Raw genomic sequence first — 24947 nt, 5'->3', positions numbered from 1 at the left:
CGGGAGGGGCTCCGGGCTCAGACGGTGCGCTCCACGCGGATGACCCGGCGGCGCAGCCAGTACTTGCGGGTGCCGCCGTAGAGCAGCACGGAGCGGGTCAGCTCCCACTTGCCGTACTCGGCGTGCTCGCTGAGCCGGGCCCGCGCGTCGCTGAGCAGCTCGTGCGGCGCCACGGTCAGCAGGAGGTACTCGTAGCGCTGGTCGGCGTCCCTGGTGACGGTCGCCGTGCTGGTCCGGACTTGTTCTCTCATCGGTCCCCATTCTGCACGGAATAGCGCTAACGTCTACTCCATGAGCAATGATCCTCGTGCCGCGCTGCAGGCTCTCGTGAGCGCCTTCGAAGAACACCTCGTCGCCGCGTCCAACCGGCGCAGCGACGACGACCCCGCCGTCGACGGCGCGTACATCGCCATCGCCGACGCCTTCGACGCCTACGAGGAGGCGCTCTACGACGCCTACGACGAGGTCACCCCGCTGACCGTCTTCGCGGAGGAGGAGGACTCCGACGACGAGGACGACGACTCCGACGACGACTCGGACGACGACGAGGACGACGAGGAGCTCCTGGAGGACAACGAGATGCTCGACGAGGACCTCGTCGACGAGGAGGACTACGAGGACCTCGACGACACGGACGGGGCGCGCACCGGCCGCTGAGCCGCGCCGCACCGACAGGAACGGCCCGCCCGGCGGGCCGTTCCTGCCGTGTCCGGGCCTGTCCCGCCGTCGACGGCGCGGAGGGTGCCGTAGGGTGGCCGGGTGAATTGGATCGAAACCATCATTCTGGGCCTCGTCCAGGGCCTGACCGAGTTCCTCCCGGTGTCCTCCTCGGCGCACCTGCGCATCGTGGGCGAGCTCCTGCCCAACAGCGCCGACCCGGGGGCCGCGTTCACGGCCATCACGCAGCTGGGCACCGAGACCGCGGTGATCATCTACTTCTGGCGGGACATCGTCCGCATCCTGAAGCAGTGGAGCCTGTCCCTGGTGGGCAGGGTGGAGCGCTCGGACCCCGACGCCCGGATGGGGTGGCTGATCATCCTGGGCTCCTTGCCCATCGGCGTGCTCGGGCTGCTGCTGGAGGACTACATCGACACGGAGTTCCGCTCCCTGTGGATCACGGCCACGATGCTGGTGGTCTTCGGCGTGTTCCTGGCCGTGGCGGACCGGGTGGGCCGCCAGGCCCGCCACCTGGACGACCTCACCGTCAAGCACGGCGTGCTCTTCGGCCTGGCCCAGGCCCTGGCCCTGATCCCGGGGGTCTCCCGCTCCGGGGGCACGATCACCGCGGGCCTGCTGATGGGCTACACCCGCGAGGCCGCCGCCCGCTACGCGTTCCTGCTCGCCATCCCGGCGGTGTTCGCCTCGGGGCTGTACAAGCTGGCCCAGACGGTGGGGCAGCCGCAGGCGGGACCCTACGGCATGACGGAGACGCTCGTGGCCACGGGCATCGCCTTCGCGGTGGCGTACGTGATCATCGGCTGGTTCATGCACTACATCTCCAACCGCAGCTACACGATCTTCGTGTGGTACCGCATCGCCCTGGGCCTGGCCATCTTCGTGCTCCTGGGCCTCGGGGTCATCAGCGCCTGAGCCCTGCGTCACCCGGCGGACCGGGGGCGCCGGCCGGTCCGGTAGGTTGGGTGAGGCCCCGCGCCGCCGATCTCCGATCCCCGAACCACCCGAGGTGAGCATGAAAGCCTGGTCCGCCCGACCCGTCCCCGACCTCCCCGGCGAGGCGCCCCTGCCCACCGTGCAGGACACCCGGCTGCGGCGGCGGGTGGAGTTGCCCCGGCAGGAGCGGGCGAGCCTCTACGTGTGCGGGATCACCCCGTACGACGCCACCCACATGGGCCACGCCGCCACCTACGTGGCCTTCGACCTGCTGCACCGCGCCTGGCTGGACGCGGGCACCCCGGTGGACTACGTCCAGAACGTCACCGACGTGGACGACCCCCTGCTCGAACGGGCCCGGGACACCGGCGTGGACTGGCGGGAGCTGGCCGCCGGGCAGACCGAGCTGTTCCGCACCGACATGAGCGCGCTCAACGTCCTCCCGCCCCAGCACTACGTGGGCGCGACCGAGTCCGTCGGCTGGATCGTGCCCGCCGTCGAGCGCCTCGTGGACCGCGGCCTCGCCTACCGGGTCCCCGGCCAGGACGGGGAGCCGGACGGCGACGTGTACTTCGACGTGGCGGCCGTGGGCTCCCTGGCCGGCGACGACGCCGACGCGTGGGTGCTCGGCGACGTCTCCCACCTCTCGCCCGAGGAGATGCTGCCGCTGTTCGCCGAGCGCGGCGGTGACCCCGAGCGCCCGGGCAAGCGGCACCGGCTGGATCCGCTGCTGTGGCGCGTGGAGCGTCCCGGCGAGCCCGCCTGGGACGGCGCGTCCCTGGGCTCGGGGCGCCCCGGCTGGCACATCGAGTGCTCGCTCATCGCCCTCGAGTACCTGCCCGCGCCGTTCACCGTCCAGGGCGGTGGCTCGGACCTCGTCTTCCCGCACCACGAGATGGGCGCCGGCCACTGCTGGGCCCTGACCGGAAAGCCCATGGCCCAGCACTTCCTGCACACGGGGATGGTCGGGCTCGACGGGGAGAAGATGTCCAAGTCCAAGGGCAACCTCGTGCTCGTCTCCGCGCTGCGGGCCCAGGGCGTGGACCCGGCCGTGATCCGCACCGCGATCCTCGCCCACCGCTACACCGAGGACTGGTACTGGACCGACCTCGTGCTCGCCGGCGCCGTCGCCCGCGTGGACGCGTGGCGCCGCGCCCTGGCCGTGGCCCCCGAGGGCAGCGCGGCCCCGCTGCTGGCGACCGTGCGCGCCGCCCTGGCCGACGACCTGGACGCCCCTGCGGCGCTGGCCGCCCTGGACGAGTGGGCCGCCGCCGCCCTCACCGCCGGCACCCCGGGGGCCGGCGGGGCGGACGCCCGGCTGGTCCGGGACCTGGTGGACGCCCGGCTCGGCATCGAGCTCTGACGCCGGTCCCGGACCGGCTCCCGGAACGCGCGGAGGGGCGGCACCCGTTCCGGGTGCCGCCCCTCCGCGCCCGGGCGCCGGCCGCGCTCACTTCTCGTCGCGGCGGCGGCGCAGGTAGCGCTCGAACTCCTTGGCGATCGCGTCCCCGGTGGCCTCGGGCAGGTCCGTGGTGTCCTTGGCCTCCTCGAGCTGCTGGACGTAGGCGGCGATCTCGGGGTCGTCGGAGGCCAGCTCGTTGACCCCCCGCTCCCACGCCTCGGCGTCCTCGGCGATCTCGTCCAGCGGCAGCGTGATGCTGAGCAGCTCCTCCAGCTCCCGCAGCAGGGCCAGCTCCGCCTTCGGGGAGGGGGACTGGGCGACGTAGTGGGGCACCGCCGCCCACAGGCTGACCGTGGGGAACCCGCCCAGGGACGCCATGTGGGAGAGCAGACCCACGATCCCGGTGGGCCCCTCGTACTGGGAGGAGTCGATGCCCAGCTCCTCCTGCAGCTCCGCGGTGTCGGAGGTCTTGGTCACCGGGATGGGCCGGGTGTGCGGCACGTCGGCGAGCAGCGCACCGACCATCACCACGAAGTCGACGTCCAGCAGGGTCGCCTGCTCCAGCAGCTCGGCCGTGAAGGAGCGCCACCGGTAGGAGGGCTCCCAGCCGTGCAGCAGCACGAGGTCGAGATTGGTGCCGGGCACGGTGGCGGTCGAGAGCCGGGTCGTGGGCCAGACGATCTTCACCTCGCCGGTCGCGGCGCGGCGCACGATCGGACGGGAGAACTGGTAGTCGTAGTAGTCGTCCGACGTGACCTCGAAGACATCCTTCGCCCCGTAGTGGGTCGCCAGGAACTGCACCGCGTCCGTGGCGGCGTCCCCGGCGTCGTTCCACCCCTCGAACGCCGCCACCAGCACGGTCACGCGCTCCTGGTCACCGTCCTCCCGGACCACGCCGAACGGGCCGGCCTGGGGACGGGGGAACGTCTCGTCGAAGTCGTTGCTCACGCCACCCACACTACGCGCAGGGACATCGACGGCAAGAGCACCCGGCAGGCGGGGGCCCGTGTTGCGGACACTACGATGGAGGCCATGCCCCGCCACCTGTCCCCGTCCCCCGACGACCTCCTGCCCACCGCCGTGCTGTTCGACATGGACGGGACGCTCGTGGACACCGAGCCGTACTGGATCGAGGCCGAGATCGAGCTGGTCCGCTCCCACGGGGGCCGCTGGACCGAGGCCGACGCCCTGGCCATGGTCGGCACCGGGCTCGAGGACGCCGCCGCCGTGTTCCAGCGCCAAGGGGTGCGCCTGGGCGTGCGCGAGATCGTCGACCGGCTCATCGCCCGGGTCGCGGCCCGCACCCGGGAACGGGTCGTGTACAAGGAGGGGGCGCAGGAGCTGGTCGCCGCCCTGCGCGAGCGCGGGGTGCCCCTGGCCCTGGTCACCAGCAGCGAGACCCCCCTCGCGGAGGTCGTCCTCGACGCCTTCGGCGGCCCGGGCGTCTTCGACGTCGTCGTCACCGGCGACCTCGGCCACCCGGCCAAACCGGCCCCCGACCCGTACCGGATCGGCGCCGCCGGGCTCTGCGAGCGCGCCCGCCGCCCCTCGGCGACCGCCGGCATGGTCGCCGTCGAGGACTCCCGCACCGGCATCCGCTCGGCCGTCGCCGCGGGGATCTTCACCGTGGGAGTGCCCAACATGGTCCCGCTCGACGACGCCGGCGCCGACCTCGTGCTGCCCAGCCTCGCCGGCGTGGGCCCCGAGGACCTCGGACGGCTCGTGGCCGGGACCCGCGCGTGAACCGCACCCGCGCCGAGGGAGTCCCCCTCGGCAGGATCGGCGGAGTGCCCGTGACCCTGTCCTGGTCCTGGTTCGTGATCGCCGCGGTCACCGTGCTCCTCTACACCCCCGTGCTCATGGAGGCGTACCCCCGGCTGGGGGCGCTCAACTACGCCGCCGCCCTCGGCTTCGCCCTGACCCTGGCCCTGTCCGTGCTCCTGCACGAACTCGCCCACGCCTGGACCGGCCGCGCGTTCGGCTGGCCCACCGGCCGGATCGTGCTGAGCCTGCTGGGCGGGCACACCCACTTCGGGGACGTGCGCAGCACCCCGCTGGCCTCCGCCGTGGTCTCCCTGGCCGGACCGGCCGTCAACCTCGCCCTGGGCCTGGCGGGCTGGACCGTGCTGCGCACCGGGGAGCCCGCCCCCACGCTCGGCTGGGTGCTGCTCGACCTCACCACCTGGGCCAATCTCATCGTGGGCGTCTTCAACGTGCTGCCCGGCCTGCCCCTGGACGGCGGACGCGTGGTCGAGGCCCTCGTCTGGGCGGCCACGGGCCGGGAGCAGCACGGCACGGTGGTGGCGGCCTGGACGGGCCGGCTGCTCGCCGTGGGGATCGTCGCCGCCACCGCGCTCACCGGCCTGTGGCGCCAGCCCGTCGCGCTCGTGCTCGTGGTGCTCGTCGCCGGCTTCATGTGGCAGGGCGCCGGCGCCTCCCTGCGTGCCGCGGCCGTCCTGTCCCGCATGCACGGCGTCAGCGCCGCGGCGCTCGCCGAACCCGCCGTGGCGGTCCCCGCGGAGGCCACGCTCACCCACACCGACCGGGTGGTCACCGAGCACCTCGCGCACGCCGCGGTCCCGGGCGGACCCGTCCCGCACGTGCTGGCGGTCTCCCCGGACCGGCAGGTGGTGGGTCTGCTCGTGCCCGCCGCCGCGGACGCGGTGCCCGCGGACCGGCGTGCCGGGACGCCGCTGACGTCCGTCCTGCAGCACCTGCCGGCCGACGCGGTGCTCGACGCCGGGCTGCGCGAGGAGTCGCTGCTGCGGGCGGTCGCCGCCCGGGAGTACCCGCACTACGTGGTCACGGGACCCGGCGGCGCGCTCGTGGGGGTGCTGCGCAGCGCGGCCCTCGAACGCCTGCTGGCCGGCTGAGCCCCGGCGCCCGGCCCCGGCACCCCGCGCCGCGGTGACACAATGGGGGAGGACCCCGGGCCGGCGGCGCACCCGCCGGCTCCCGCACGACCGACCAGACCCCGCCCCGAGAGTGAGCCGATGACCGGAACCGCTGACCAGACCGCCGCCCCTTCGCCCGCGTCCCCGCGGGGCGCCGCCAACCGGCGCGGACCCTTCCGGGCCGGGGAGCGCGTGCAGCTGACCGACGAGCGCGGGCGGATGAACACAGTCACGCTCGCGGAGGACGGCGCGTTCCACTCCCACCGCGGGGTGCTCGGCCACGGCGAGCTCATCGGCCGCCCGGAGGGCACCGTGGTCGAGAACTCCGCCGGGTTCCGCTACCAGGCCCTGCGCCCGCTCCTCAAGGACTTCGTGCTGTCCATGCCCCGCGGCGCCGCGGTGGTCTACCCCAAGGACGCCGGCCAGATCGTCACGATGGCCGACATCTTCCCGGGCGCCCGCGTGGTCGAGGCCGGCGTCGGCTCCGGCGCCCTGTCCATCTCCCTGCTGCGCGCGGTGGGCGACGAGGGCAGCCTGCACTCCTTCGAGCGGCGGGCGGAGTTCGCCGACATCGCCCGCGGCAACGTGGAGACCATGTTCGGCGGCCCCCACCCCGCGTGGCGGATCAGCATCGGGGACCTCGCCGAGGAGCTCGGCGAGCACGAGGAGCCCGGCTCCGTGGACCGCGTGGTCCTCGACATGCTCGCCCCCTGGGAGTGCCTCGACGCCGTGGCCACCGCCCTCGCCCCGGGCGGCGTGGTCATGTGCTACGTCGCGACCGTCACCCAGCTCTCCCGCACGGCCGAGGCGATGCGGGCCGACGGCCGCTACACCGAGCCGGACGCCTCCGAGACCATGGTCCGCGGCTGGCACGTCGAGGGCCTCGCCGTGCGCCCCGACCACCGCATGGTCGCCCACACCGGGTTCCTGCTCTCCGCCCGCCGGCTCGCCGACGGCTCCGAGCGGCTGGCCCCCAAGCGGCGGGCCTCCAAGTCCGAGTACAGCGAGGACGACCTGCAGGCCTGGACCCCCGTGGCCCTCGGCGAGCGGGACGTCACCGACAAGAAGCTGCGCCGCGCCGGCCGCGAGGCCCTCGGTCTCGCCGAGCGCGCCGCCCGCGGGAGCGCACCCGCCGACGCCACCGCCCCGGCCGCGCCGGACGCCGCGCCCGAGCCCGCCCAGGCACCGGCGGCCGGGCCGGCTCCCGGCACCGAGCAGCCCCACGAGGAGCGCCCGTGAACGAGTCGTCCCCGCAGCAGACCACCGGAGCGGCCGACGCCGAGCAGACCCGCCGGGCCCTCGTCAACGCCCAGCGGCAGGTCAACATCCTCCGCGACCAGAAGCGCGCCCTCGACAAGCAGCTCGCCGCCGCCGGGACCCAGAACCAGAAGCTCGTCCGGCTCCTCGACGCGACCCGCACGGAGATCGCCCAGCTCAAGCGCGCCCTCGAGAACGACCTCGTCCCGCCCCTGAGCCAGGGCACCGTCCTGCAGGTCAACCCCGGGCGCGCGCCCGTGGGCGAGCCGACGGGCACCGGGCCCGCGGTCACCGACCGCACCCTCGACGTCCTCGTCGCCGGCCGCCGCATGCGCGTGGCGCTCAGCCCGCTCGTGAGCTTCGCCGCCTGCGAGCCCGGACGCCAGGTCCTCCTCGACCAGAACTACACCGTCGGCGCGGTCCTCGACTACGAGCAGACCGGCGAGATCGCGACCGTCAAGGAGATCGTCGACCACGACCGCGTCCTCACCGTCGGGCGCTCCGACGAGGAGCGCGTCCTGCTGCTCTCCGGGCTGCTGCGCCGCAGCCGCCCGGAGATCGGCGACGCCGTGTCCATCGACCACCGCACCGGCTTCGCGCTCGAGCCCATCGAGCGCACCGACGTCGAGCAGCTCGTCCTCGAGGAGGTCCCCGCCGTCTCCTACGACGACATCGGAGGCCTCGGGCCCCAGATCGAGCAGATCCGCGACGCCGTCGAGCTGCCCTTCGTCCACCCCGAGCTCTACCGCGAGCACGGGCTGACCCCGCCCAAGGGCATCCTCCTCTACGGGCCCCCCGGCAACGGCAAGACCCTCATCGCCAAGGCCGTCGCCCGCTCCCTCGCCGAGCGCGCCGCCGACCGCGCCGGGCGCGGCAAGGCCCTGGGCTACTTCCTGAACATCAAGGGCCCCGAGCTGCTGGACAAGTACGTGGGGGAGACCGAGCGGCAGATCCGCTCCATCTTCCTGCGCGCCCGCGAGCAGGCGGCCCGTGGCATCCCCGTGGTCGTGTTCTTCGACGAGATGGACTCCCTGTTCCGCACCCGCGGCTCCGGGCTGTCCTCGGACGTGGAGACCACCATCGTCCCGCAGCTGCTCACCGAGATCGACGGCGTGGAGCGCCTCGACAACGTCATCGTCATCGGCGCCACCAACCGCGAGGACATGATCGACCCCGCCGTGCTGCGCCCGGGCCGGCTCGACGTCAAGATCCGCATCGACCGCCCGGACGCGACGGGTGCCGCCGAGATCCTCCGGCTCTACGTCACCGAGGACCTGCCCCTGCGCCAGGACGAGGTCGACGCCGCCGGCTCCCGCACCGGGGCCGTCGCCGCGCTCGTCGACGCCGCCGTCGCCCGGATGTACGAGAAGAGCCCCGGCACGCAGTTCCTGCACCTGAGCTACCGGGACGGCACCGAGGAGACCCTCTACTTCAGCGACTTCACCTCCGGGGCGGTCATCCGCAACGTGGTGGACCGGGCCAAGAAGCAGGCCATCAAGGACCTGCTCACCACCGGGGTCCGCGGCCTGGGCCGCGAGCACCTGGTGCGCGCCGTGGACGAGGAGTTCCACGAGCAGCAGGACCTGCCCAACACCTCCAACCCGGAGGACTGGGCCCGGATCTCCGGGCGCCGCGGCGACACCATCACCGACCTGCGCGTGGTCCTGCACCGCGACCCGCACCCCGCCGGACCCGGCGCTCGGCACGCCGCCGCCCCCGCCGGCCCCGTCCCGGGGGAGGGACCCGCATGAGCGTCCGTCGCGTCATGGGCGCCGAGACCGAGTTCGGCGTGCTCGCCACCGGCAACCCGCAGGCCAACGCCACCGTGCTCTCCACCCAGGTGGTCACCACCTACGCGGCCCTGGTGCGGCGCCGCCTCGGCGCCTCCCGCACCACCGCCGGCTGGGACTACCACGGCGAGACCCCCCTCGAGGACGCCCGCGGCTTCACCGTCCCCCGCGAGCAGGCCGACCTCTCCCAGCTCACCGACGCCGCCCCGGTGCTCACCGCCGAGGAGGTCGCCGCCGAGTCCCTCCGCGAGAGCGGGCCCCACGCCGAGACCCTGGACTGGCGCCAGGTCGTGATGAACACCGTCCTGCCCAACGGCGCCCGCCTCTACGTGGACCACTCCCACCCCGAGTACTCCTCCCCGGAGGTCACCACCCCCCGCGACGCCGTCCTGTGGGACGCCGCCGGGGACCGCGTCGCCCTCGACGCGGTCCGGGCGATCGCCGCCAGCGCCCCGGGCACCGGCCTCGACGTCGTGAACCTCTACAAGAACAACACCGACAACAAGTCCGTCTCCTACGGCGCCCACGAGAACTACCTCGTGCCCCGCTCCGTGCCCTTCGACGCCCTCGCCGCGGGCCTGCTGCCCTTCTTCGCCTCCCGCCAGGTGGTGTGCGGCGCCGGACGGGTGGGTCTCGGCGACCGCGGCCGGCGCCCCGGCTTCCAGATCAGCCAGCGCGCCGACTTCTTCGAGCGGGAGGTCGGCCTCGAGACCACCGTCCACCGGCCCATCGTCAACACCCGCGACGAGCCGCACGCCGAGCGCGCCCGCCACCGGCGCCTGCACGTCATCATCGGCGACGCCAACCTCTCGCACACCTCGAACCTGCTCAAGTTCGGGACCACCTCCCTGGTCCTCGGCCTGATCGAGGCCGGCGCCGCCCCCGACGCCGCGCTCGTGGACCCCGTGGCGGCCCTGCAGGCGATCAGCCACGACCCGGGGCTGACCACCGCCGTCCCGCTCCGGGACGGCCGGGAGCTCACGGGCGTCCAGCTGCAGCGGCTCTACCTCGAGGCCGCCCGGGCGCACGAACGGGCCACCGGGGGCCCGGACCCGGACACCCGCGAGGTCCTCGAGCTGTGGGAGGAGGTCCTCGACGCCCTCGAGACCGACCCCCTGTCCCTGGCGGACCGCCTGGACTGGGTCGCCAAGCACGCCCTGCTGCTGGGCTACCGCGAGCGCGACGGCCTCGCCTGGGACGATCCCCGCCTGACGCTGATCGACCTGCAGTACGCGGACGTGCGCCCGGAGAAGGGGCTCCACCACCGGCTGGTCGCGGCCGGACGGATGCGCACCCTCTTCGGCGAGGAGGAGCTCCGGCGCGCGGTGGAGCTGCCGCCCGCCGACACCCGGGCGTGGCTGCGCGGCCGGCTGGTCACCCGGTTCCCCGACGACGTCCTCACGGCCAACTGGGACTCGGTCTCGCTGACCCTGCCCGGCGTCCGCCGGGGCGCGCGGATCACGATGCCCGAGCCGCTCGAGCTGACCCGCGAGGACGTCGGCCCCCTGCTGTCCGCGGCGCCGGACGCCGAGCACCTCGTCCGCGCCCTCGCCGCCGCCCGTCCCGCCCTCGTGCACACCGGCTCCCTCGGCTGAGCACCCCCACCACCGACCCCAGGAGGAACCCCGTCATGGCCCAGGAACGCATCTTCGGCACCGGCGCCCAGCGCCGCGAGGAGACCGAGCTCCCCGAGCCCGGCGCCCCCGCCCCCAGCACCCCCGCCGCCCAGGCGCAGACCGGCACCGCCGGCACCGACGACCTGCTCGCCGAGATCGACGGCGTGCTCGAGTCCAACGCCGAGGAGTTCGTGAAGGGCTTCGTCCAGAAGGGCGGCCAGTAGCCCCCATGGACCGCAGGATCTACGGGGTCGAGACCGAGTTCGGCATCACCCACAGCGCCCCGGGCGCCCGTCCGCTCAGCCCGGAGGAGGCCGCGCGCACGCTCTTCCGGCCCGTGGTGGCCTGGGGCCGGTCCTCGAACGTGTTCCTGCCCAACGGCGGACGCCTCTACCTGGACGTCGGCTCGCACCCCGAGTACGCCACGGCGGAGTGCGCCACGCTCGAGGACCTCGTGGCCCAGGACAAGGCCGGCGAGCTGATCGTCGACGACCTCCGGCGGCAGGCCCAGGACGAGCTGGCGGAGCAGGGGACGGCCGGGCAGCTGTACCTGTTCAAGAACAACGTCGACTCGCGCGGCAACTCGTACGGCTCGCACGAGAACTACCTGATCGCCCGGCGCACCGAGTTCGCCCGGCTCGTGCAGATCCTCATCCCGTTCCTCGTCACCCGGCAGCTGCTCGTCGGCGCCGGCAAGGTGCACCCCGCGGGGCCCGAGGACTTCGGCGCCGTGCGGGTCGGGGACGCGGCCGGGGCGCCCAGCTACTCCTTCTCGCAGCGCGCCGACCACATCTGGGAGGGCTCGTCCTCGGCCACCACGCGCTCCCGGCCCCTCATCAACACCCGTGACGAGCCGCACGCCGACGCCGAGCACTACCGCCGGCTGCACGTCATCGTGGGGGACTCGACGATGTCCCAGACCACCACCGCGCTGCGGATCGGGACGACCGACCTCGTGCTGCGGATGATCGAGGCCGGGCAGATCCTGCCCGACCGCACCATGGAGGACCCGGTGCGGTCCCTGCGGGAGGTCTCCCACGACCTCACCGGCACCCGCCCGGTGCCGCTGGCCGACGGCACCCGCCGCTCCGCCCTGGACCTGCAGCGCGAGCACCTGGAGGCCGTGCACCGGTTCGTGGACCGCGAGGGCGCCCACCACGACCGGGTGCCGTGGGTGCTGGACCTGTGGGAGCGGACCCTGGACGCCGTGGACCGCCAGGACGCCTCCGCCGTGGACACCGAGATCGACTGGGCGATCAAGAAGAAGCTCCTCGACGGCTACGCCGCCCGCGACGGCCTGGACCTCGGGGCGCCCCGGATGGCGCAGCTGGACCTGGCCTACCACGACACCGCCCCGGAGCGGGGACTGTTCAACCTCCTGCAGCGGCGGGGACGCGCGGCGACCTTCGTCCCCGAGGAGCGGGTCCGGGAGGCGGCCCGGACCCCGCCCGCCACCCGGGCCGCCGTGCGCGGCCGGTTCATCGACGCGGTCGTCGCGTCCGGGCACAACTACACCGTCGACTGGGTGCACCTGAAGGTCAACGACCGCACCCAGCGCACGGTGCTGTGCAAGGACCCGTTCGCCGTGGACAACGCCGAGGCCGACGCCCTGGTGGCCGGCCTCGCCGCGCCCGGCACCTCGGGGGACGCCCACGGGGACGCTCCCGTGGTCTGAACCGCGGCGGAGCCCCCGAGGCCCCCGTCCAGTCAACGTCCAGCGCCCTGCACTAGGCTGGTCGCCGTCCCGCCCCGTGCCGTCCGTTCCGCGTGCCACCCACCCGGCCCGACCCCCTGAGGAAGCAACCCGTGCGAAAGACCCTGACCACCTCCGGTGCCGCCCTGACCCTGGCGCTCGTCCTCGCGGGCTGCTCCGGGCCCGGCGTCGACTCCGTGGAGCTCAGCAACGAACCGGACCCGGGCACGGCCCCGTCGGTCACCTTCGAGACCCCCCTCAACGCCGAGGAGGCCGGCGCGAAGGAGCTGCGCGAGGGCGAGGGGGAGGAGATCGCCGAGGGCGACACCATCCTGCTGCAGGCGGCGCTGTTCAAGGGCTCCGACGGCACCTCGATCGGCGAGACCTACTCCCGCGGCGCCGGCCAGGTGCTCCAGCTCGAGCAGGAGCTCAAGGACCAGATCCCGGAGATGTACGACGCGCTGGTGGGCGCCAAGGAGGGCGCGATCATCGCGTACTCCTCCCCGGAGACCGCCGGGGCCGCCGGCGACGAGTCGACCTCCGTGGAGGTCTACGAGGTCGTCCGGAAGATCCCCACCGAGATCGAGGGCGAGATGCAGGACAGCCCCCGCGGCCTGCCGGAGATCACCGAGAACGACGAGGGCGTGCCGTCCGTGGCGAAGCCCGAGGGCAAGGCCCCGAAGAAGCTCGTCTCCGAGTACCTCGTCGAGGGCGACGGCGAGGAGGTCGCCGAGGGCGACACCGTCATCGCGCACTACGTGGGCGTGAAGTGGTCCGACGGCGAGACCTTCGACTCCTCCTACGAGAACGGCGCCCCCGCGTCCTTCCCGCTCGCCAACGTCATCGAGGGCTGGCAGGAGGGCCTGAAGGGCAAGAAGGAGGGCTCCCGCGTGGTCCTGTCCGTGCCCGTCGGCCAGGCCTACGGCACGGAGAAGGACCTGGGCGAGGACTCGGACTACCCGGCCGGCAGCCTGCTCTTCGTCGTCGACATCCTCGCGGCCGTGGACACCCCCGAGGCACCGGCCGAGGAGGAGCCCTCCGCCTCGCCGTCGCCCTCCGCGACCGGGGAGTAGCCCCCGGTCGGATAGGGTGGCCCGGTGGGGCACGAGCCCCCAGGGGCCTCGTGCCCCGCCGTTCCCGACGACCGACCGTCGACGACCCGACGAACAGGAGCACCCATGTCCTTCGGAGAGCGCAAGCTCGACCGCAGCAAGCCCGAGATCGACTTCCCCGAGGGGGAGGCGCCGACCGAGCTCGTCATCACGGACCTCGTGGAGGGCACCGGCGCGGAGGCCACCCCCGGCAAGCAGATCTCCTGCCACTACGTGGGCGTGACGTTCTCCGCCGGCGAGGAGTTCGACGCCTCGTGGAACCGCGGCCAGCCCCTCGACTTCACCGTGGGCATCGGCCAGGTCATCGAGGGCTGGGACAAGGGCCTGCTCGGGATGAAGGTCGGCGGCCGCCGCCGCCTGGAGATCCCCTCGGACCAGGCCTACGGCTCCCGGGGAGCCGGCGGGGTCATCGGACCCGACGAGGCGCTGATCTTCGTGGTGGACCTCCTGGACGTGCGCTGAGGACCCAGCCGATGGCAGCCCGATCGACGGAGCGGCTTCTCAACCTGCTCATCGCCCTGGTCTCCCGCGACCGCGGGTACACCCGCGCCGAGCTCCGGGAGGCCGTTCCGTCGTACGCTGAGTCCGCGTCCGACGAGGCGTTCGAGCGCATGTTCGAGCGCGACAAGGCGGAGCTGCGCGATCTGGGCTACCCCATCGAGGAGGTCTCCGAGGACCCCCTGTTCCCCGACGACACGCACGGCCACCGCTACCGGATCCCGCGCGGGTCCTTCACCCTCCCGCCCCTGCAGTTCACGGCCGAGGAGTCCGCGGTGCTGGCCCTGGCGGCCAACGCCTGGACGGACGCCTCCCTCGGCGAGCTCGCCCACCGCGCCCTGCGCAAGCTCGAGCCCGCCATCGGGGGACTGCCGGAGGACGACGCCCCGCCGCTGCTGCAGCCCACCCTCACCGCCCACGACCCGTCCTTCGAGCCGCTGCTCTCGGCCGTGGTGCGCCACCGCGAGGTGCGCTTCGACTACCTGGCCCGCAGCACCGACCAGCTCACCACCCGGCGGCTGAGGCCGTGGGGGATCGGCTCCCGCTACGGCAACTGGTACGTGGTCGGCTGGGACCTGGACCGCAAGGACTCGCGCACGTTCCGGCTCTCGCGGATCATGTCCGACGTCACGGTCACCCGCAAGGAGTTCGACCCGCCCGAGCACTTCTCCATGAACGAGGCGCTCTCCCACATGGTCTCCCACGCCCCCGCGCGCACCGTGGAGGTGCTCGCCCGGCCCGGGCACGCGCACATGCTGCGCCGCATGGCCTCCCGGCAGGAGGCGGGCGTCGGCGCCGGGGACGGCGTCGAGCACTGGGACCGGCTGCACATCCCCTTCGCCGAGACCGAGATCCTCGCCGAGGAGATCGCCGCGGCCGGCCCCGGCGTCGTCGTGCCCCGGGACGGGGACGGCACCGCGCCCACGATGCAGGCGGAGGTGCGCGCCGCCGTGGTGCGCCGGCTGCGCAGCGCGGAGACGGCCGTGGCCCGGTTCCGCGGGGTGCCGGTCGACTGGAGCCTCAAGTCCCGCAAGGGCACGCGCAACAAGCTCTCCACCGCGGACCACCTCTCGCGGCTGCTCGAGATCGTCCGCTGGGTCTACGCCCACCAGGGCGCGGAGCTCGAGGAGACCGCCCGCCGGTTCGGGATCACCGACCAGGAGCTCATCGCCGACCTCAACACCCTGTTCGTGTGCGGCAAGCCCGGGCACATGCCGGACCAGCTGATCGACGCGTCGTGGGACGACGGCCACGTCTACCTCTCCAACGCGGACGAGCTCTCCGACCCCGTGCGCCTCACCCAGCCCGAGGCCTCCGCGCTGCTCGTGGGCCTGCAGACGCTGCGCACCGTGCCCGGCGGGGACTCCGAGGCGGTGGCCTCCACGATCGCGAAGGTCGCCGGGGCGGCGGGGGACGCCGGGGTGCTCGCCAACGCGGTGGGCGCCCGGCCCATCACGGACACCCCCGCGCCCGCCCTCGACGACGTCATGGCAGCGGTCCGCCGCGCCGTGGAGCAGCGCCGCCGGATCCGGATCCGCTACGTGGTCCCGTCCCGCGACGAGCTCACGGAGCGGGTCGTCGACCCGGTCCAGGTGTTCTCCTCCAACACCCACTGGTACGTGCGCGCCTGGTGCCTGGACGCCGAGGGGATGCGCAACTTCCGGCTGGACCGGATCTCCGCCGTCGAGGACGCCGGGCCGGCGGGGGAGCGCCCGGCCGCCCAGGAGGCCGCCGCCGCGGCCCCGCCCGCCCCCGGCACCCCGGACACCGTGGAGGTCGTGCTCGTCACCGACCGGCGCAGCCGGTGGATCGCCGACCAGTACCACGCCTCCCGCACGGCCGTGGTCCGCCTCCCCGGCGGGGCCCGCACCGGACCGGCCGCCGACCACGAGGCCGCGCTCATCGGGTTCCAGACGGTCGAGGCCGTGTGCGCGCTCGTCACCCGCTACGGCGGCCAGCTCTCCGTGGCCGGGCCCGACGACGTCGTGGCGCAGGTGGAACTCTGGGTGAACTCTGCGCTCCGGGCCTACGGGACGTCCGAGCCGGCCTGAGCCGCCCGCCTATACTGGAGGACATGCTCTGGTGGTCCTGGGTCCTGCTGTGGACGGTCCTCGTCCTGCTCGGCGCGGCATTCCTCGGACTGATGCTGTGGCGGCTGGTCCGGACCTTCCTCGTCCTGCTCCGGGACACCGAGACGGTGGCCGGGGAGTTCGCCCAGCGCTGGGACGACGCCGCCGCCGGCGTGCAGCGTCCCGTGCGGGCCGCACCGGACCCGGCCCTGTTCACACCGGTGGGGCAAGCCGTGGCCGACTACCGGGTCGGCCGTGACCAACGAGAAACCGCCCGTCTGAGACGCCGCATCGAGCGCAAGGACCGCATGGGCCAGCCGCAGCGGATCAGCGACATCCGCCGGGCTGAACGGAAAGGAATGTTCAATGGGTAGGCTCTTCGACAGCCCCTTCATGATCCTGATCATCCTGCTGGTGATCCTGCTGCTGTTCGGCGCGCCCAAGCTCCCGGGCATGGCCCGCAGCCTCGGCCAGTCGCTGCGCATCTTCAAGTCCGAGGTCAAGGAGATGAAGAAGGACGACCAGCCGGGCGACCCCGACGTGGTCATCGACGGCAGGCCCGTGGAGTCCGGCCAGGACGTGACCCCCGACCGTGCTCCCGGCGCCCCCGGGACGGACGCCCCGCGGGACCCGGAGCAGCGCCCCGGCCGCCCCCCGGCCTGACCCACCCCTCCGTCCCTCCTCCGGCTCCCCGCTCCGTGCCGGTGCGCGCCGCCTCCGCGGTCCGTCCCCGGCCGGGAACGGACCGCCCGACCGGCCCCGGCGCACCGTGCGCCCCGACGTCCCGAAGGTCCCCATGTCCTCGCAGTCCCCCCGCGGACCCCAGAAGCGCCGGTCGGCGCGCAAGGCCAATCCGCAGGCGCAGATGGCCCTGGCCGAGCACCTGCGGGAGCTGCGCAACCGGCTGATCAAGTCCGCGGTGGCCACCGTCCTGGGCATGGTCGGCGGGTTCTTCCTGTACATCCCGTTCATGGGCTACATCACCGAGCCCCTGCAGCGGCTGGCCTCCGCGGAGGGCAGCGAGGCCTCCATCAACTACTCGGCCGTGGGCTCCTCCTTCAACATCATGGTGGAGGTCTCCCTGGTGCTCGGCCTGGTCCTGGCCAGCCCCGTGTGGCTCTACCAGCTGTGGGCCTTCGTCACACCGGCCCTGCACCGGACCGAGCGCCGCTACGCGGCCGGCTTCCTGGCCGCGGCCGTCCCGCTCTTCCTGGGCGGGGTCGCGGTCGCCGTGCTCACCCTGCCGACGGCCGTCTACGCCCTGACCGCGTTCACCCCGGCGGGCGGGACCAACTTCATCTCCGCGGACGTGTACCTGCGGTTCTTCCTGCAGCTGATCCTCACCTTCGGAGTGGCCTTCGTGCTGCCGGTGTTCCTCGTGGGCCTGAACATGCTGGGGGTGCTCTCCGGGCGCACGGTGCTCAAGAGCTGGCGGATCGTCGTGGTCCTCGTGATGGTCGTCTCCGCGATGGCCGCCCCGGGACCGGACCCGATGACGATGTTCTACCTCGCGGTGCCGCTGCTCACGCTCTTCTTCGTGGCGGTCGGGCTGTGCCTGCTCCTGGACCGCCGGCGGGCCCGGAAGGAGGCCCGGCTCGCGGCGGGCACGGGTGCCGCGGCCGACGTCGCGACCCCCGCCGACGAGCTCGGACGCCTCGGCCGCGACGCCGGGGACGGGTCCCGCGCCTGATCCGCTCGGCCCGTCGCGAACGGGCCGCCGGCGGGCCCGCCCGGGCCGGGACCGCGCAGTAGGGTGGACGCATGTCCTCCTACGCCGACCGATACCTGGCCGCCAAGCAGCGGGCCGCCCACGCGAGGACCGAGCTCGCCGCGTTCCAGCACCGGCTCGAGTTCGAGATGGACGACTTCCAGGCGACCGCCTGCGGGGCCCTCGAGGAGGGCCGGGGGGTGCTCGTCGCCGCCCCGACCGGCGCCGGCAAGACCGTGGTGGGGGAGTTCGCCGTCCACCTGGCCCTGTCCCGCGGGCAGAAGGCCTTCTACACGACCCCCATCAAGGCGCTCAGCAACCAGAAGTTCCACGAGTTCTCCCGCGCCTTCGGCGCCGAGCGGGTCGGACTGCTCACCGGGGACACCTCCGTGAACTCCGAGGCGGACGTCGTGGTGATGACCACCGAGGTCCTGCGGAACATGCTCTACGCGGACTCGCCGACCCTGCTGAACCTGGGCTTCGTGATCATGGACGAGGTGCACTACCTCGCCGACCGCTTCCGGGGCGCCGTCTGGGAGGAGGTCATCATCCACCTGCCGGACAGCGTCCAGCTGGTCTCCCTGTCCGCGACCGTCTCCAACGCCGAGGAGTTCGGGGCGTGGCTGGACACCGTGCGCGGGGACACGGACGTGGTCGTCTCCGAGCACCGTCCCGTCCCGCTGTGGCAGCACGTCCAGGTGGGCGGACGGCTGCTCGACCTGTTCGTGGACGACACCACGGTCGAGGAGGCCGCCGAGCGGCTCGGGGGCCCGGGCCGCGACGAGCCCGAGGTCAACCCCGAGCTGCTCCAGCTCGCCCGCGCCGAGCACCCGCGCGGCGGCCGCCGGGGCGGTCGCGGCCCCGGCGGCCGGTCCCGCGACCGGTTCTCCCGCCGCAACGGCGGCGAGGGGTTCCGGCCGAACCCCGAGACGCGCCGGGTGTCCCGCCCGCAGCTCGTCCGCCGGCTCGACGCCGAGGGGCTGCTGCCCGTCATCACCTTCATCTTCTCCCGCGCCGGCTGCGACGCCGCCGTGCAGCAGTGCGTCACCGCGGACATCCGGCTGACCACCGAGAAGGAGCAGCAGACCATCCGCGCCCGGGTGGCCGAGACCGCGGCCTCGCTCGAGGCCGCGGACCTCAACGTCCTCGGCTTCTACGAGTGGCGCGACGGCCTGCTGCGCGGGGTGGCCGCCCACCACGCGGGGATGCTGCCCGCGTTCAAGGAGCTCGTGGAGCAGCTCTTCGCCGACGGGCTCGTCAAGGCGGTCTTCGCCACGGAGACCCTGGCGCTGGGGATCAACATGCCCGCCCGCTCCGTGGTGCTCGAGAAGCTCGACAAGTTCAACGGCGAGGCCCGGGTGGACATCACACCGGGGGAGTACACCCAGCTCACCGGCCGCGCCGGGCGCCGGGGGATCGACGTCGAGGGCCACGCGGTGGTGCTGTGGCAGCCCGGGATGGACCCGCACGCCGTCGCCGGTCTCGCCTCCAAGCGCACCTACCCGCTGAACTCGAGCTTCCGGCCCACCTACAACATGTCCGTGAACCTGGTGGCCCAGTTCGGCGCCTTCCGCTCCCGCAAGATCCTCGAGTCCTCCTTCGCGCAGTTCCAGGCCGACCGCTCCGTGGTGGGCCTGGCCCGCCGGGTCCGCTCCCAGGAGGAGTCCCTCAGGGGCTACGAGGAGGCCATGACCTGCCACCTCGGGGACTTCTCCGAGTACGCCGCCCTGCGCCGGGAGCTCAAGGACCTCGAACGGGCCGAGGAGAAGGCCGGCTCCCGGCGGCGCCGCTCGGACGCCGTCGCCTCGCTGCACGACCTGCTGCCCGGGGACGTCGTGGAGATCCCCCGCGGGCGCAACGCCGGCTACGCCGTGATCCTGTCCACCGACCCCAACCGGGACGACCCCCGCCCCTCGATCCTCACCCTGGACCACCAGCTGCGCCGGGTGGGGGCGCAGGACCTGGACGGTCCCCTCGAGCCGGTGTCCCGGATCCGGATCCCCAAGCACTTCAGCGGCAGGACCCCCAAGGAGCGGCGCGACCTCGCCTCGTCCGTGCGCAACGCCCTGCACGAGCACCGGCCCCCGCGGGGCGGCGGCCGGGGGCACACCATCCAGTTCGACCGCGGCACCAGCGCGGCCGAGCGGCGCATCACGGAGGTCCGCAAGGCGCTGCGCGGCCACCCCTGCCACGGCTGCTCGGACCGCGAGAGCCACGCACGCTGGGCCGAGCGCTGGTGGACCCTGCGCCGGGACACCGACGGGCTGCTGCGGCAGATCGAGAGCCGCACCAACACGATCGCCAAGACCTTCGACCGCGTCTCCCAGGTGCTGGACTCCTTCGGCTACCTCGAGACCCTCCCGGACGGGGAGGTCCGCCCCACGCACGCCGGTGAGCAGCTGCGGCGGATCTACGGCGACCGGGACCTGCTGCTGGCCCTGAGCCTGCGCGAAGGATTCCTCGAGGACCTCGACCCCGCCGCCACCGCGGGCCTCGTGACCCTGCTCGTCTACCAGGCCAAGCGCGAGGAGCAGGGGATCCAGCCCGTCCTGCCGTCCGCCGCCATGGACCGCGCCGCGCAGACCGTGGTGCGCAACTGGTCCCGGCTCACCGACCGCGAGCAGGAGCACCACCTGCCGGCCACCGCGGAGCCCGAGTTCGGGCTCGTGGAACCGATGTACCTCTGGGCCCGCGGCGCCACCCTGAGCACGGCGCTGTCCGGCACGGAGCTCGCCGCGGGCGACTTCGTGCGCTGGGCCAAGCAGGTGATCGACATGCTCGACCAGCTCGCGGGCATCGACCTCCTCGACGCCGGCACGCGCGCCCAGTGCCAGCGCGCGATCGCGCTGGTGCGCCGCGGCGTCGTGGCGCACTCCGCGTTCGAGGACTGAGCGGCACCGCCCCGCCCCCCCTTCCGCCCGTACCGCCGCCCCGAACAGGAGACCCGTGAGCACCACCGCCCCCGCCCGTCCCGTCCTCTACCGCAACGGCTCCGTCTACAGCCCGGCCGACCCGTTCGCCACGGCCCTGCTGGTCGACGGCGCCCGCGTCGCCTGGGTGGGCTCCGAGGAGGCCGCGCGGTCCCTGCAGGACTCCTCCATGGACGTGGTCGACCTCGACGGACGGCTGCTGGCCCCGGGCTTCGTGGACTCCCACGTGCACGTGACGGAGACCGCGCTGGCGCTGTCCACCCTCGACCTCACGGCCGCCGGTTCCCTGCACGAGGTGCTCGAGGCCGTGGCCGGTGCCGCGCGCACGGGCGCCGGCCCGGTTCTGGGCTCCGGGTGGGACGAGTCCGTGTGGCCGGAGCGGCGGGCGCCGACGGCCGAGGAGCTCGACCGGGCCGCCGGGGGGCGCGAGGTCTACCTGACGCGGATCGACGTCCACTCGGGGGTGGTGTCCTCGTCCCTGGCCCGGCGGCTGGGCCTCGCCGGCGTCGAGGGATGGCTCGGCGACGGCCGGGTCGAGAACCGGGCCCACGACCGCGTGCGCGCCGCGGCCCTCGGCTTCGACGCCGGGCGCCGCGCCGAGCTGCACCGGCTGGCGCTGCGCCACGCCGCGTCCCAGGGCTACGTGGCCCTGGTGGAGGCCAACGCCGAGCAGGTCGCCCCGTTCGAGGACCTCGTCCGGCTGACGGCCCTCGCCAACCACGGGGTCGGCGCCGAGGGCCCGACACCCCGGGTGGTGCCCTACCGGGGCGAGCTCGCGGCCACGGCCGAGGAGGCCAGGGCGGTGGCGGAGCGCTTCGACGCCGCCCTGGCGGACCTGCTGGGACGGGCCGTGCAGCCGCGGGAGTCGCTCGTGGGCCTCGCCGGGGACCTGTGCGTCGACGGCGCCCTGGGCTCCCGCACGGCGGCCCTGCGCGCTCCCTACGCCGACGCCCCGGACGACCGGGGGGACCGCTACCTCGACGCCGAGACCGTGGCCGCCCACCTCGCCGCGACCACGGAGGCCGGCCTGCAGGGCGGGTTCCACGTCATCGGGGACGCCGGGATGGACATCGTCCTCGACGGGCTCGACCGCGCCGAGGAGCTCGTGGGGGAGCGCGCGCTGCGCAGCGCGGGCCACCGCCTCGAGCACGCCGAGATGATCGACCCCGAGGGCATCGAGCGGCTCGCCCGCCACGCGGTGACCGTCTCCGTGCAGCCCGGCTTCGACGCCGCGTGGGGCGGGCCGGGCGGGCTCTACGAGCAGCGCCTCGGCGCCGAACGGGCGGCCGCGATGAACCCGATGGCCTCGTTCTACCGCGCCGGGGTGCCCGTGGCCCTCGGCAGCGACGCCCCCGTGGTGCCGCTGTCCCCGTGGGAGACCGTCCGGGCCTGCCTCCAGCACCACGACCCGGAGCAGCGGATCTCCGCGCGGGCCGCGTTCCTCGCCTCCACCCGGGGCGCCTGGCGGGCCGCCCGGCACCCCGACCCCATGCAGGGCCAGCTCGCGCCGGGCACCCCGGCCACGTTCGCCGTCTGGGACGTCGAGGCCCTCATGGTGCAGCAGGCCGAGGGGACCGGCTCCTCCTGGAGCACCGATCCGCGCGCCCGCACCCCGCTGCTGCCCGCGCTGGACGGCACGTCCCTGCCCGTGTGCCGCCAGACCGTGCTCGACGGCGTGGAGCTCTACCGCTCCGCCGGCTTCTGAGCCCCTCGACGCCCGCCGGGACGCGGCCGGGGCGTGTTGGTCGCGGGCACGGGGCAGGATAGGCTGGGCAACTGCTGCCGGGTGGGCTCGCTCGTCCTTAGAAAACAGGCCGGCATCCCCTCAGGGCCGGACTGGTCCGAAGGCGAGGGAGCCTGCCCTGTGGTGTCGCAGGTGAGCCCTCGAAAGGAACGACCCGGTGCGCGTACTGACCGTCATCCCCACCTACAACGAACACGAGTCGCTGCCGACCGTGATGGACCGGCTCCGCCAGGCCGTCCCGGACGGGCAAGTGCTGGTGGTGGACGACAACAGCCCGGACGGGACCGGCCGCCTGGCCGACGAGATGGCGGCCGCGGACGAGAACATCCACGTCCTGCACCGCACCAGCAAGGAAGGCCTCGGGGCCGCGTACATCGCCGGCTTCCGCTGGGGCCTCGCCCGGGACTACGACGTCCTGGTCGAGATGGACGCCGACTGCTCCCACCAGCCCGAGCAGCTCCCGCTGCTGCTGGACGCCGTGGAGCGCGGTGCGGACCTCGCCATCGGCTCCCGCTACGTGCCCGGCGGGCGCACCGTGAACTGGCCCCTGCAGCGACAGCTGCTCTCCCGCGGCGGCAACCTCTACGCCCGCACCCTCCTGGGCTCCCGGATCCACGACATCACCGCCGGCTACCGGGCCTTCCGCCGCGGGACCCTCGAGCGGATCGGCCTCGAGACCGTGGACTCCAAGGGCTACTGCTTCCAGATCGACCTCGGCTGGCGCACCGAGCGGGCCGGGCTGAACGTCGTCGAGGTGCCCATCACGTTCGTGGAGCGCGCCGAGGGGGAGTCCAAGATGAGCCCGGACGTGACCCGGGAGGCCGTCGTGCGCGTCGCCCAGTGGGGTCTGACCGCCCGCGCGAAGACCCTCGCGGGCAAGCTCACCCGGCGCTGATCTCCCGGCCGGTGCACCGCCGGGAACGTGCGGAGGGCCCCACCCGACGGGTGGGGCCCTCCGCACGTCCGGCGCACGGGACTCAGAGCGCGTGCTTCTCCCGGTAGAACTCGACGCGCTGGGCGAGGATCTCCTCCAGCTCGTCCACGCTGCGCCGCTCCAGGAGCATGTCCCAGTGCGTGCGCTGGTGCTTCTCGTTGGGATTCTCCGGCTTCTCGCCGTTGACGATGATCGCTTCCTTGCCGGTCTTCGACACCCACACCGGCGGGATCTCGGCCTCCGCCGCGAACGTCACGGTGACCTTCTCGCCGTCCGCGGTGCGGTACTCGACGCGCTGGCGCGGGGCCGGCTCGACACCGGCCTCCGTCTCCATGGACTGGGAGCCCAGACGCATTCCCCTGAGGCTGCGGTCGCTCATAGTGGTGGTTCCTCCATAACTGACGGTGGCCACGGCAGTGGCGCACGCTCGGGCTGACGGCGGGTCCGGGACCCGGGATCCGTTGGGTGCAACGCACGGGCCTCCGGGGATGTTCCCTGTGATGTCCGCCGGGTCAGCGGGACGCCGGGCCGTCCTCCGGGGGCGTCGGGTCGTCGAGGCGCACGGGGGCCTCCGGGTCGATGCTCGAGGGACGGGGGATGGTGAACTCGTCCGGGTCCACCGTGGTGCGCTCGAGGTTGGGCTGGAGGTCCTCCTCCGTCACCCGGACCGCGTCGGGGGTCACGAGGGGTTCGTCCGCGGGCTCCGGTCCGGGCTCCGGCTCGTTGTCGTCCGACCAGCTCCCGCGGGGGCCCCGGCCGTCCTCGTCCGGCCGGGAGAGGAACTCGCCCACGCCGCGCAGGGCGTCGCCGAGCTCGGCGGGGATCATCCACACCTTGTTGGCGCTGCCCTCGGCGACCTTCGGCAGGGTCTGGATGTACTGGTAGGCCAGCAGCTTCTGCGTCGGGCGGGCCCGGTGGATCGAGTCGAAGACCTTCCGGATGGCCTGCGCCTCGCCGTCGGCGCGCAGGATCGCGGCCTTCGCCTCGCCCTCCGCGGAGAGGATGGCCGCCTGCCGCTGGCCCTCCGCCATGAGGATCCGCGACTGCTTGTCGCCCTCGGCCGTGAGGATCACCGCGCGTCGCTCCCGCTCGGCGCGCATCTGCTTCTCCATCGAGTCCTGGATCGACGGCGGGGGAGTGATCTCCTTGATGTCCACCCGCGACACGCGGATGCCCCAGCGCCCCGTGGTGGAGTCCAGGACCCCGCGCAGCTCGGCGTTGATCTTGTCGCGGGAGGTCAGTGCCTCCTCGAGGTTCAGCCCGCCCACGACGTTGCGCAGGGTCGCCGAGGTCAGCTGGTCGGCGGCCTGGATGTAGTCGACGATCTCGTAGGTCGCGGCCCGCGGGTCCATGACCTGGAAGTAGACGACGGTGTCGATGCCGACCACGAGGTTGTCCTCGGTGATCACGGACTGCGCCGGGAAGGACTGCACCTGCTCGCGCAGGTCGATCAGGGGCAGCAGACGGTCCACGAACGGGATGAGGAAGTGCAGCCCCGGCGTCAGGGTGCTCTGGTACTTGCCGAGGCGCTCGACGATGCCGGCCCGCGCCTGCGGGATGATCCGCACCGACCGCACCAGGATGATGACGACCAGGACGACCAGGACGGCGAGCAGGACGATGACGGCTAGGTCCACGGGTGCCTCTCTCAGGGGGTCTCGATGGGACCGTCCCGGCGGCGTCGCCGGG

General features: G+C 73.7%; 23 protein-coding genes. 19 read left to right on the top strand and 4 right to left on the bottom strand.

Annotation, left to right across the window (positions count from 1 at the left end; translation table 11 throughout):
- Nucleotides 1–17: 17 nt before the first annotated feature.
- Nucleotides 18–251, bottom strand: a complete 234-nt coding sequence (locus AVL61_RS13965) for a DUF5703 family protein (protein ID WP_058874935.1) — start codon at nt 249–251, stop codon at nt 18–20.
- Nucleotides 252–291: 40 nt separating this feature from the next.
- Between AVL61_RS13965 and AVL61_RS18015 the strand changes: the two genes are divergently transcribed.
- The 3 genes from AVL61_RS18015 (at nt 292) to mshC (ending at nt 2974) form a co-directional block, all read left to right on the top strand.
- A complete protein-coding gene (locus AVL61_RS18015; RefSeq protein WP_058874934.1) occupies nt 292–657 on the top strand; it encodes a hypothetical protein in 366 nt (121 codons plus the stop codon).
- 102 nt (nt 658–759) lie between these two features.
- Complete coding sequence (locus AVL61_RS13955; protein WP_058874933.1) at nt 760–1590, top strand: undecaprenyl-diphosphate phosphatase; 831 nt, start codon at nt 760–762, stop codon at nt 1588–1590.
- A 100-nt stretch (nt 1591–1690) separates the two neighbouring features.
- The gene (gene mshC, locus AVL61_RS13950) at nt 1691–2974 is read left to right on the top strand and encodes a cysteine--1-D-myo-inosityl 2-amino-2-deoxy-alpha-D-glucopyranoside ligase (RefSeq protein WP_058874932.1); all 1284 of its coding nucleotides are present in this window, start codon (nt 1691–1693) and stop codon (nt 2972–2974) included.
- Nucleotides 2975–3061: 87 nt separating this feature from the next.
- On the opposite strand, the gene AVL61_RS13945 is transcribed toward mshC, so the two are convergent.
- Entirely contained in the window at nt 3062–3970 is a 909-nt protein-coding gene (locus AVL61_RS13945; RefSeq protein WP_082697176.1) for a PAC2 family protein, read from the bottom strand.
- A 75-nt stretch (nt 3971–4045) separates the two neighbouring features.
- Between AVL61_RS13945 and AVL61_RS13940 the strand changes: the two genes are divergently transcribed.
- The 16 genes from AVL61_RS13940 to AVL61_RS13865 all read left to right on the top strand — a co-directional run bounded on the left by AVL61_RS13940 (nt 4046) and on the right by AVL61_RS13865 (nt 23219).
- Nucleotides 4046–4756 carry an HAD family hydrolase gene (locus AVL61_RS13940; RefSeq protein WP_058875047.1) on the top strand — a complete coding sequence of 237 codons (711 nt, stop codon included), beginning with the start codon at nt 4046–4048 and terminating at the stop codon, nt 4754–4756.
- Nucleotides 4753–5886, top strand: a complete 1134-nt coding sequence (locus AVL61_RS13935) for a site-2 protease family protein (RefSeq protein WP_058874930.1) — start codon at nt 4753–4755, stop codon at nt 5884–5886. Before AVL61_RS13940 ends, AVL61_RS13935 begins: the two co-directional genes overlap by 4 nt.
- Before the next feature lie 120 nt (nt 5887–6006).
- The gene (locus AVL61_RS13930) at nt 6007–7146 is read left to right on the top strand and encodes a tRNA (adenine-N1)-methyltransferase (protein ID WP_058874929.1); all 1140 of its coding nucleotides are present in this window, start codon (nt 6007–6009) and stop codon (nt 7144–7146) included.
- Complete coding sequence (gene arc, locus AVL61_RS13925; RefSeq protein ID WP_058874928.1) at nt 7143–8915, top strand: proteasome ATPase; 1773 nt, start codon at nt 7143–7145, stop codon at nt 8913–8915. The genes AVL61_RS13930 and arc overlap by 4 nt, the downstream gene beginning before the upstream one ends.
- Complete coding sequence (gene dop / locus AVL61_RS13920) at nt 8912–10549, top strand: depupylase/deamidase Dop (protein ID WP_058874927.1); 1638 nt, start codon at nt 8912–8914, stop codon at nt 10547–10549. The genes arc and dop overlap by 4 nt, the downstream gene beginning before the upstream one ends.
- Before the next feature lie 35 nt (nt 10550–10584).
- Nucleotides 10585–10794 (top strand): ubiquitin-like protein Pup, encoded by a 210-nt coding sequence (locus AVL61_RS13915; RefSeq protein WP_058874926.1) that lies wholly within the window; start codon nt 10585–10587, stop codon nt 10792–10794.
- Nucleotides 10795–10799: 5 nt separating this feature from the next.
- On the top strand, nt 10800–12245 hold the full coding sequence (gene pafA / locus AVL61_RS13910) for a Pup--protein ligase (protein ID WP_058874925.1): 1446 nt from the start codon (nt 10800–10802) through the stop codon (nt 12243–12245).
- A 131-nt stretch (nt 12246–12376) separates the two neighbouring features.
- The gene (locus tag AVL61_RS13905) at nt 12377–13336 is read left to right on the top strand and encodes an FKBP-type peptidyl-prolyl cis-trans isomerase (RefSeq protein ID WP_058874924.1); all 960 of its coding nucleotides are present in this window, start codon (nt 12377–12379) and stop codon (nt 13334–13336) included.
- Nucleotides 13337–13441: 105 nt separating this feature from the next.
- On the top strand, nt 13442–13837 hold the full coding sequence (locus tag AVL61_RS13900) for an FKBP-type peptidyl-prolyl cis-trans isomerase (protein ID WP_058874923.1): 396 nt from the start codon (nt 13442–13444) through the stop codon (nt 13835–13837).
- An 11-nt stretch (nt 13838–13848) separates the two neighbouring features.
- Complete coding sequence (locus AVL61_RS13895) at nt 13849–15924, top strand: WYL domain-containing transcriptional regulator (RefSeq protein ID WP_058874922.1); 2076 nt, start codon at nt 13849–13851, stop codon at nt 15922–15924.
- Nucleotides 15925–15947: 23 nt separating this feature from the next.
- Nucleotides 15948–16316 carry a hypothetical protein gene (locus AVL61_RS13890; protein ID WP_058874921.1) on the top strand — a complete coding sequence of 123 codons (369 nt, stop codon included), beginning with the start codon at nt 15948–15950 and terminating at the stop codon, nt 16314–16316.
- Nucleotides 16309–16605, top strand: coding sequence for a Sec-independent protein translocase subunit TatA (gene tatA, locus AVL61_RS13885; RefSeq protein WP_058874920.1), 297 nt, complete (start codon nt 16309–16311; stop codon nt 16603–16605). Before AVL61_RS13890 ends, tatA begins: the two co-directional genes overlap by 8 nt.
- A 133-nt stretch (nt 16606–16738) precedes the next feature.
- A complete protein-coding gene (tatC, locus tag AVL61_RS13880; protein WP_058874919.1) occupies nt 16739–17632 on the top strand; it encodes a twin-arginine translocase subunit TatC in 894 nt (297 codons plus the stop codon).
- A gap of 71 nt (nt 17633–17703) precedes the next feature.
- On the top strand, nt 17704–20541 hold the full coding sequence (locus AVL61_RS13875) for a DEAD/DEAH box helicase (protein ID WP_058874918.1): 2838 nt from the start codon (nt 17704–17706) through the stop codon (nt 20539–20541).
- A gap of 55 nt (nt 20542–20596) precedes the next feature.
- A complete protein-coding gene (locus AVL61_RS13870) occupies nt 20597–22285 on the top strand; it encodes an amidohydrolase (RefSeq protein ID WP_058874917.1) in 1689 nt (562 codons plus the stop codon).
- Nucleotides 22286–22481: 196 nt separating this feature from the next.
- Nucleotides 22482–23219: a polyprenol monophosphomannose synthase gene (locus AVL61_RS13865; RefSeq protein WP_058874916.1), complete on the top strand. Its 738-nt coding sequence runs from the start codon at nt 22482–22484 to the stop codon at nt 23217–23219.
- 82 nt (nt 23220–23301) lie between these two features.
- Here AVL61_RS13865 and AVL61_RS13860 read toward each other — a convergent pair whose 3' ends face one another.
- Nucleotides 23302–23637, bottom strand: coding sequence for an RNA polymerase-binding protein RbpA (locus AVL61_RS13860; RefSeq protein ID WP_058874915.1), 336 nt, complete (start codon nt 23635–23637; stop codon nt 23302–23304).
- A gap of 133 nt (nt 23638–23770) precedes the next feature.
- Nucleotides 23771–24895: an SPFH domain-containing protein gene (locus tag AVL61_RS13855; RefSeq protein WP_058874914.1), complete on the bottom strand. Its 1125-nt coding sequence runs from the start codon at nt 24893–24895 to the stop codon at nt 23771–23773.
- Between the last annotated feature and the right edge of the window lie 52 nt (nt 24896–24947).

This window comes from Kocuria rosea subsp. polaris, assembly GCF_001483755.1.
GTDB classification, from domain to species: Bacteria; Actinomycetota; Actinomycetes; order Actinomycetales; family Micrococcaceae; genus Kocuria; species Kocuria cellulosilytica.
The sequence above is the reverse complement of the archived record's forward strand: the minus strand, read 5'-3'. Positions and strand labels throughout refer to the sequence as shown.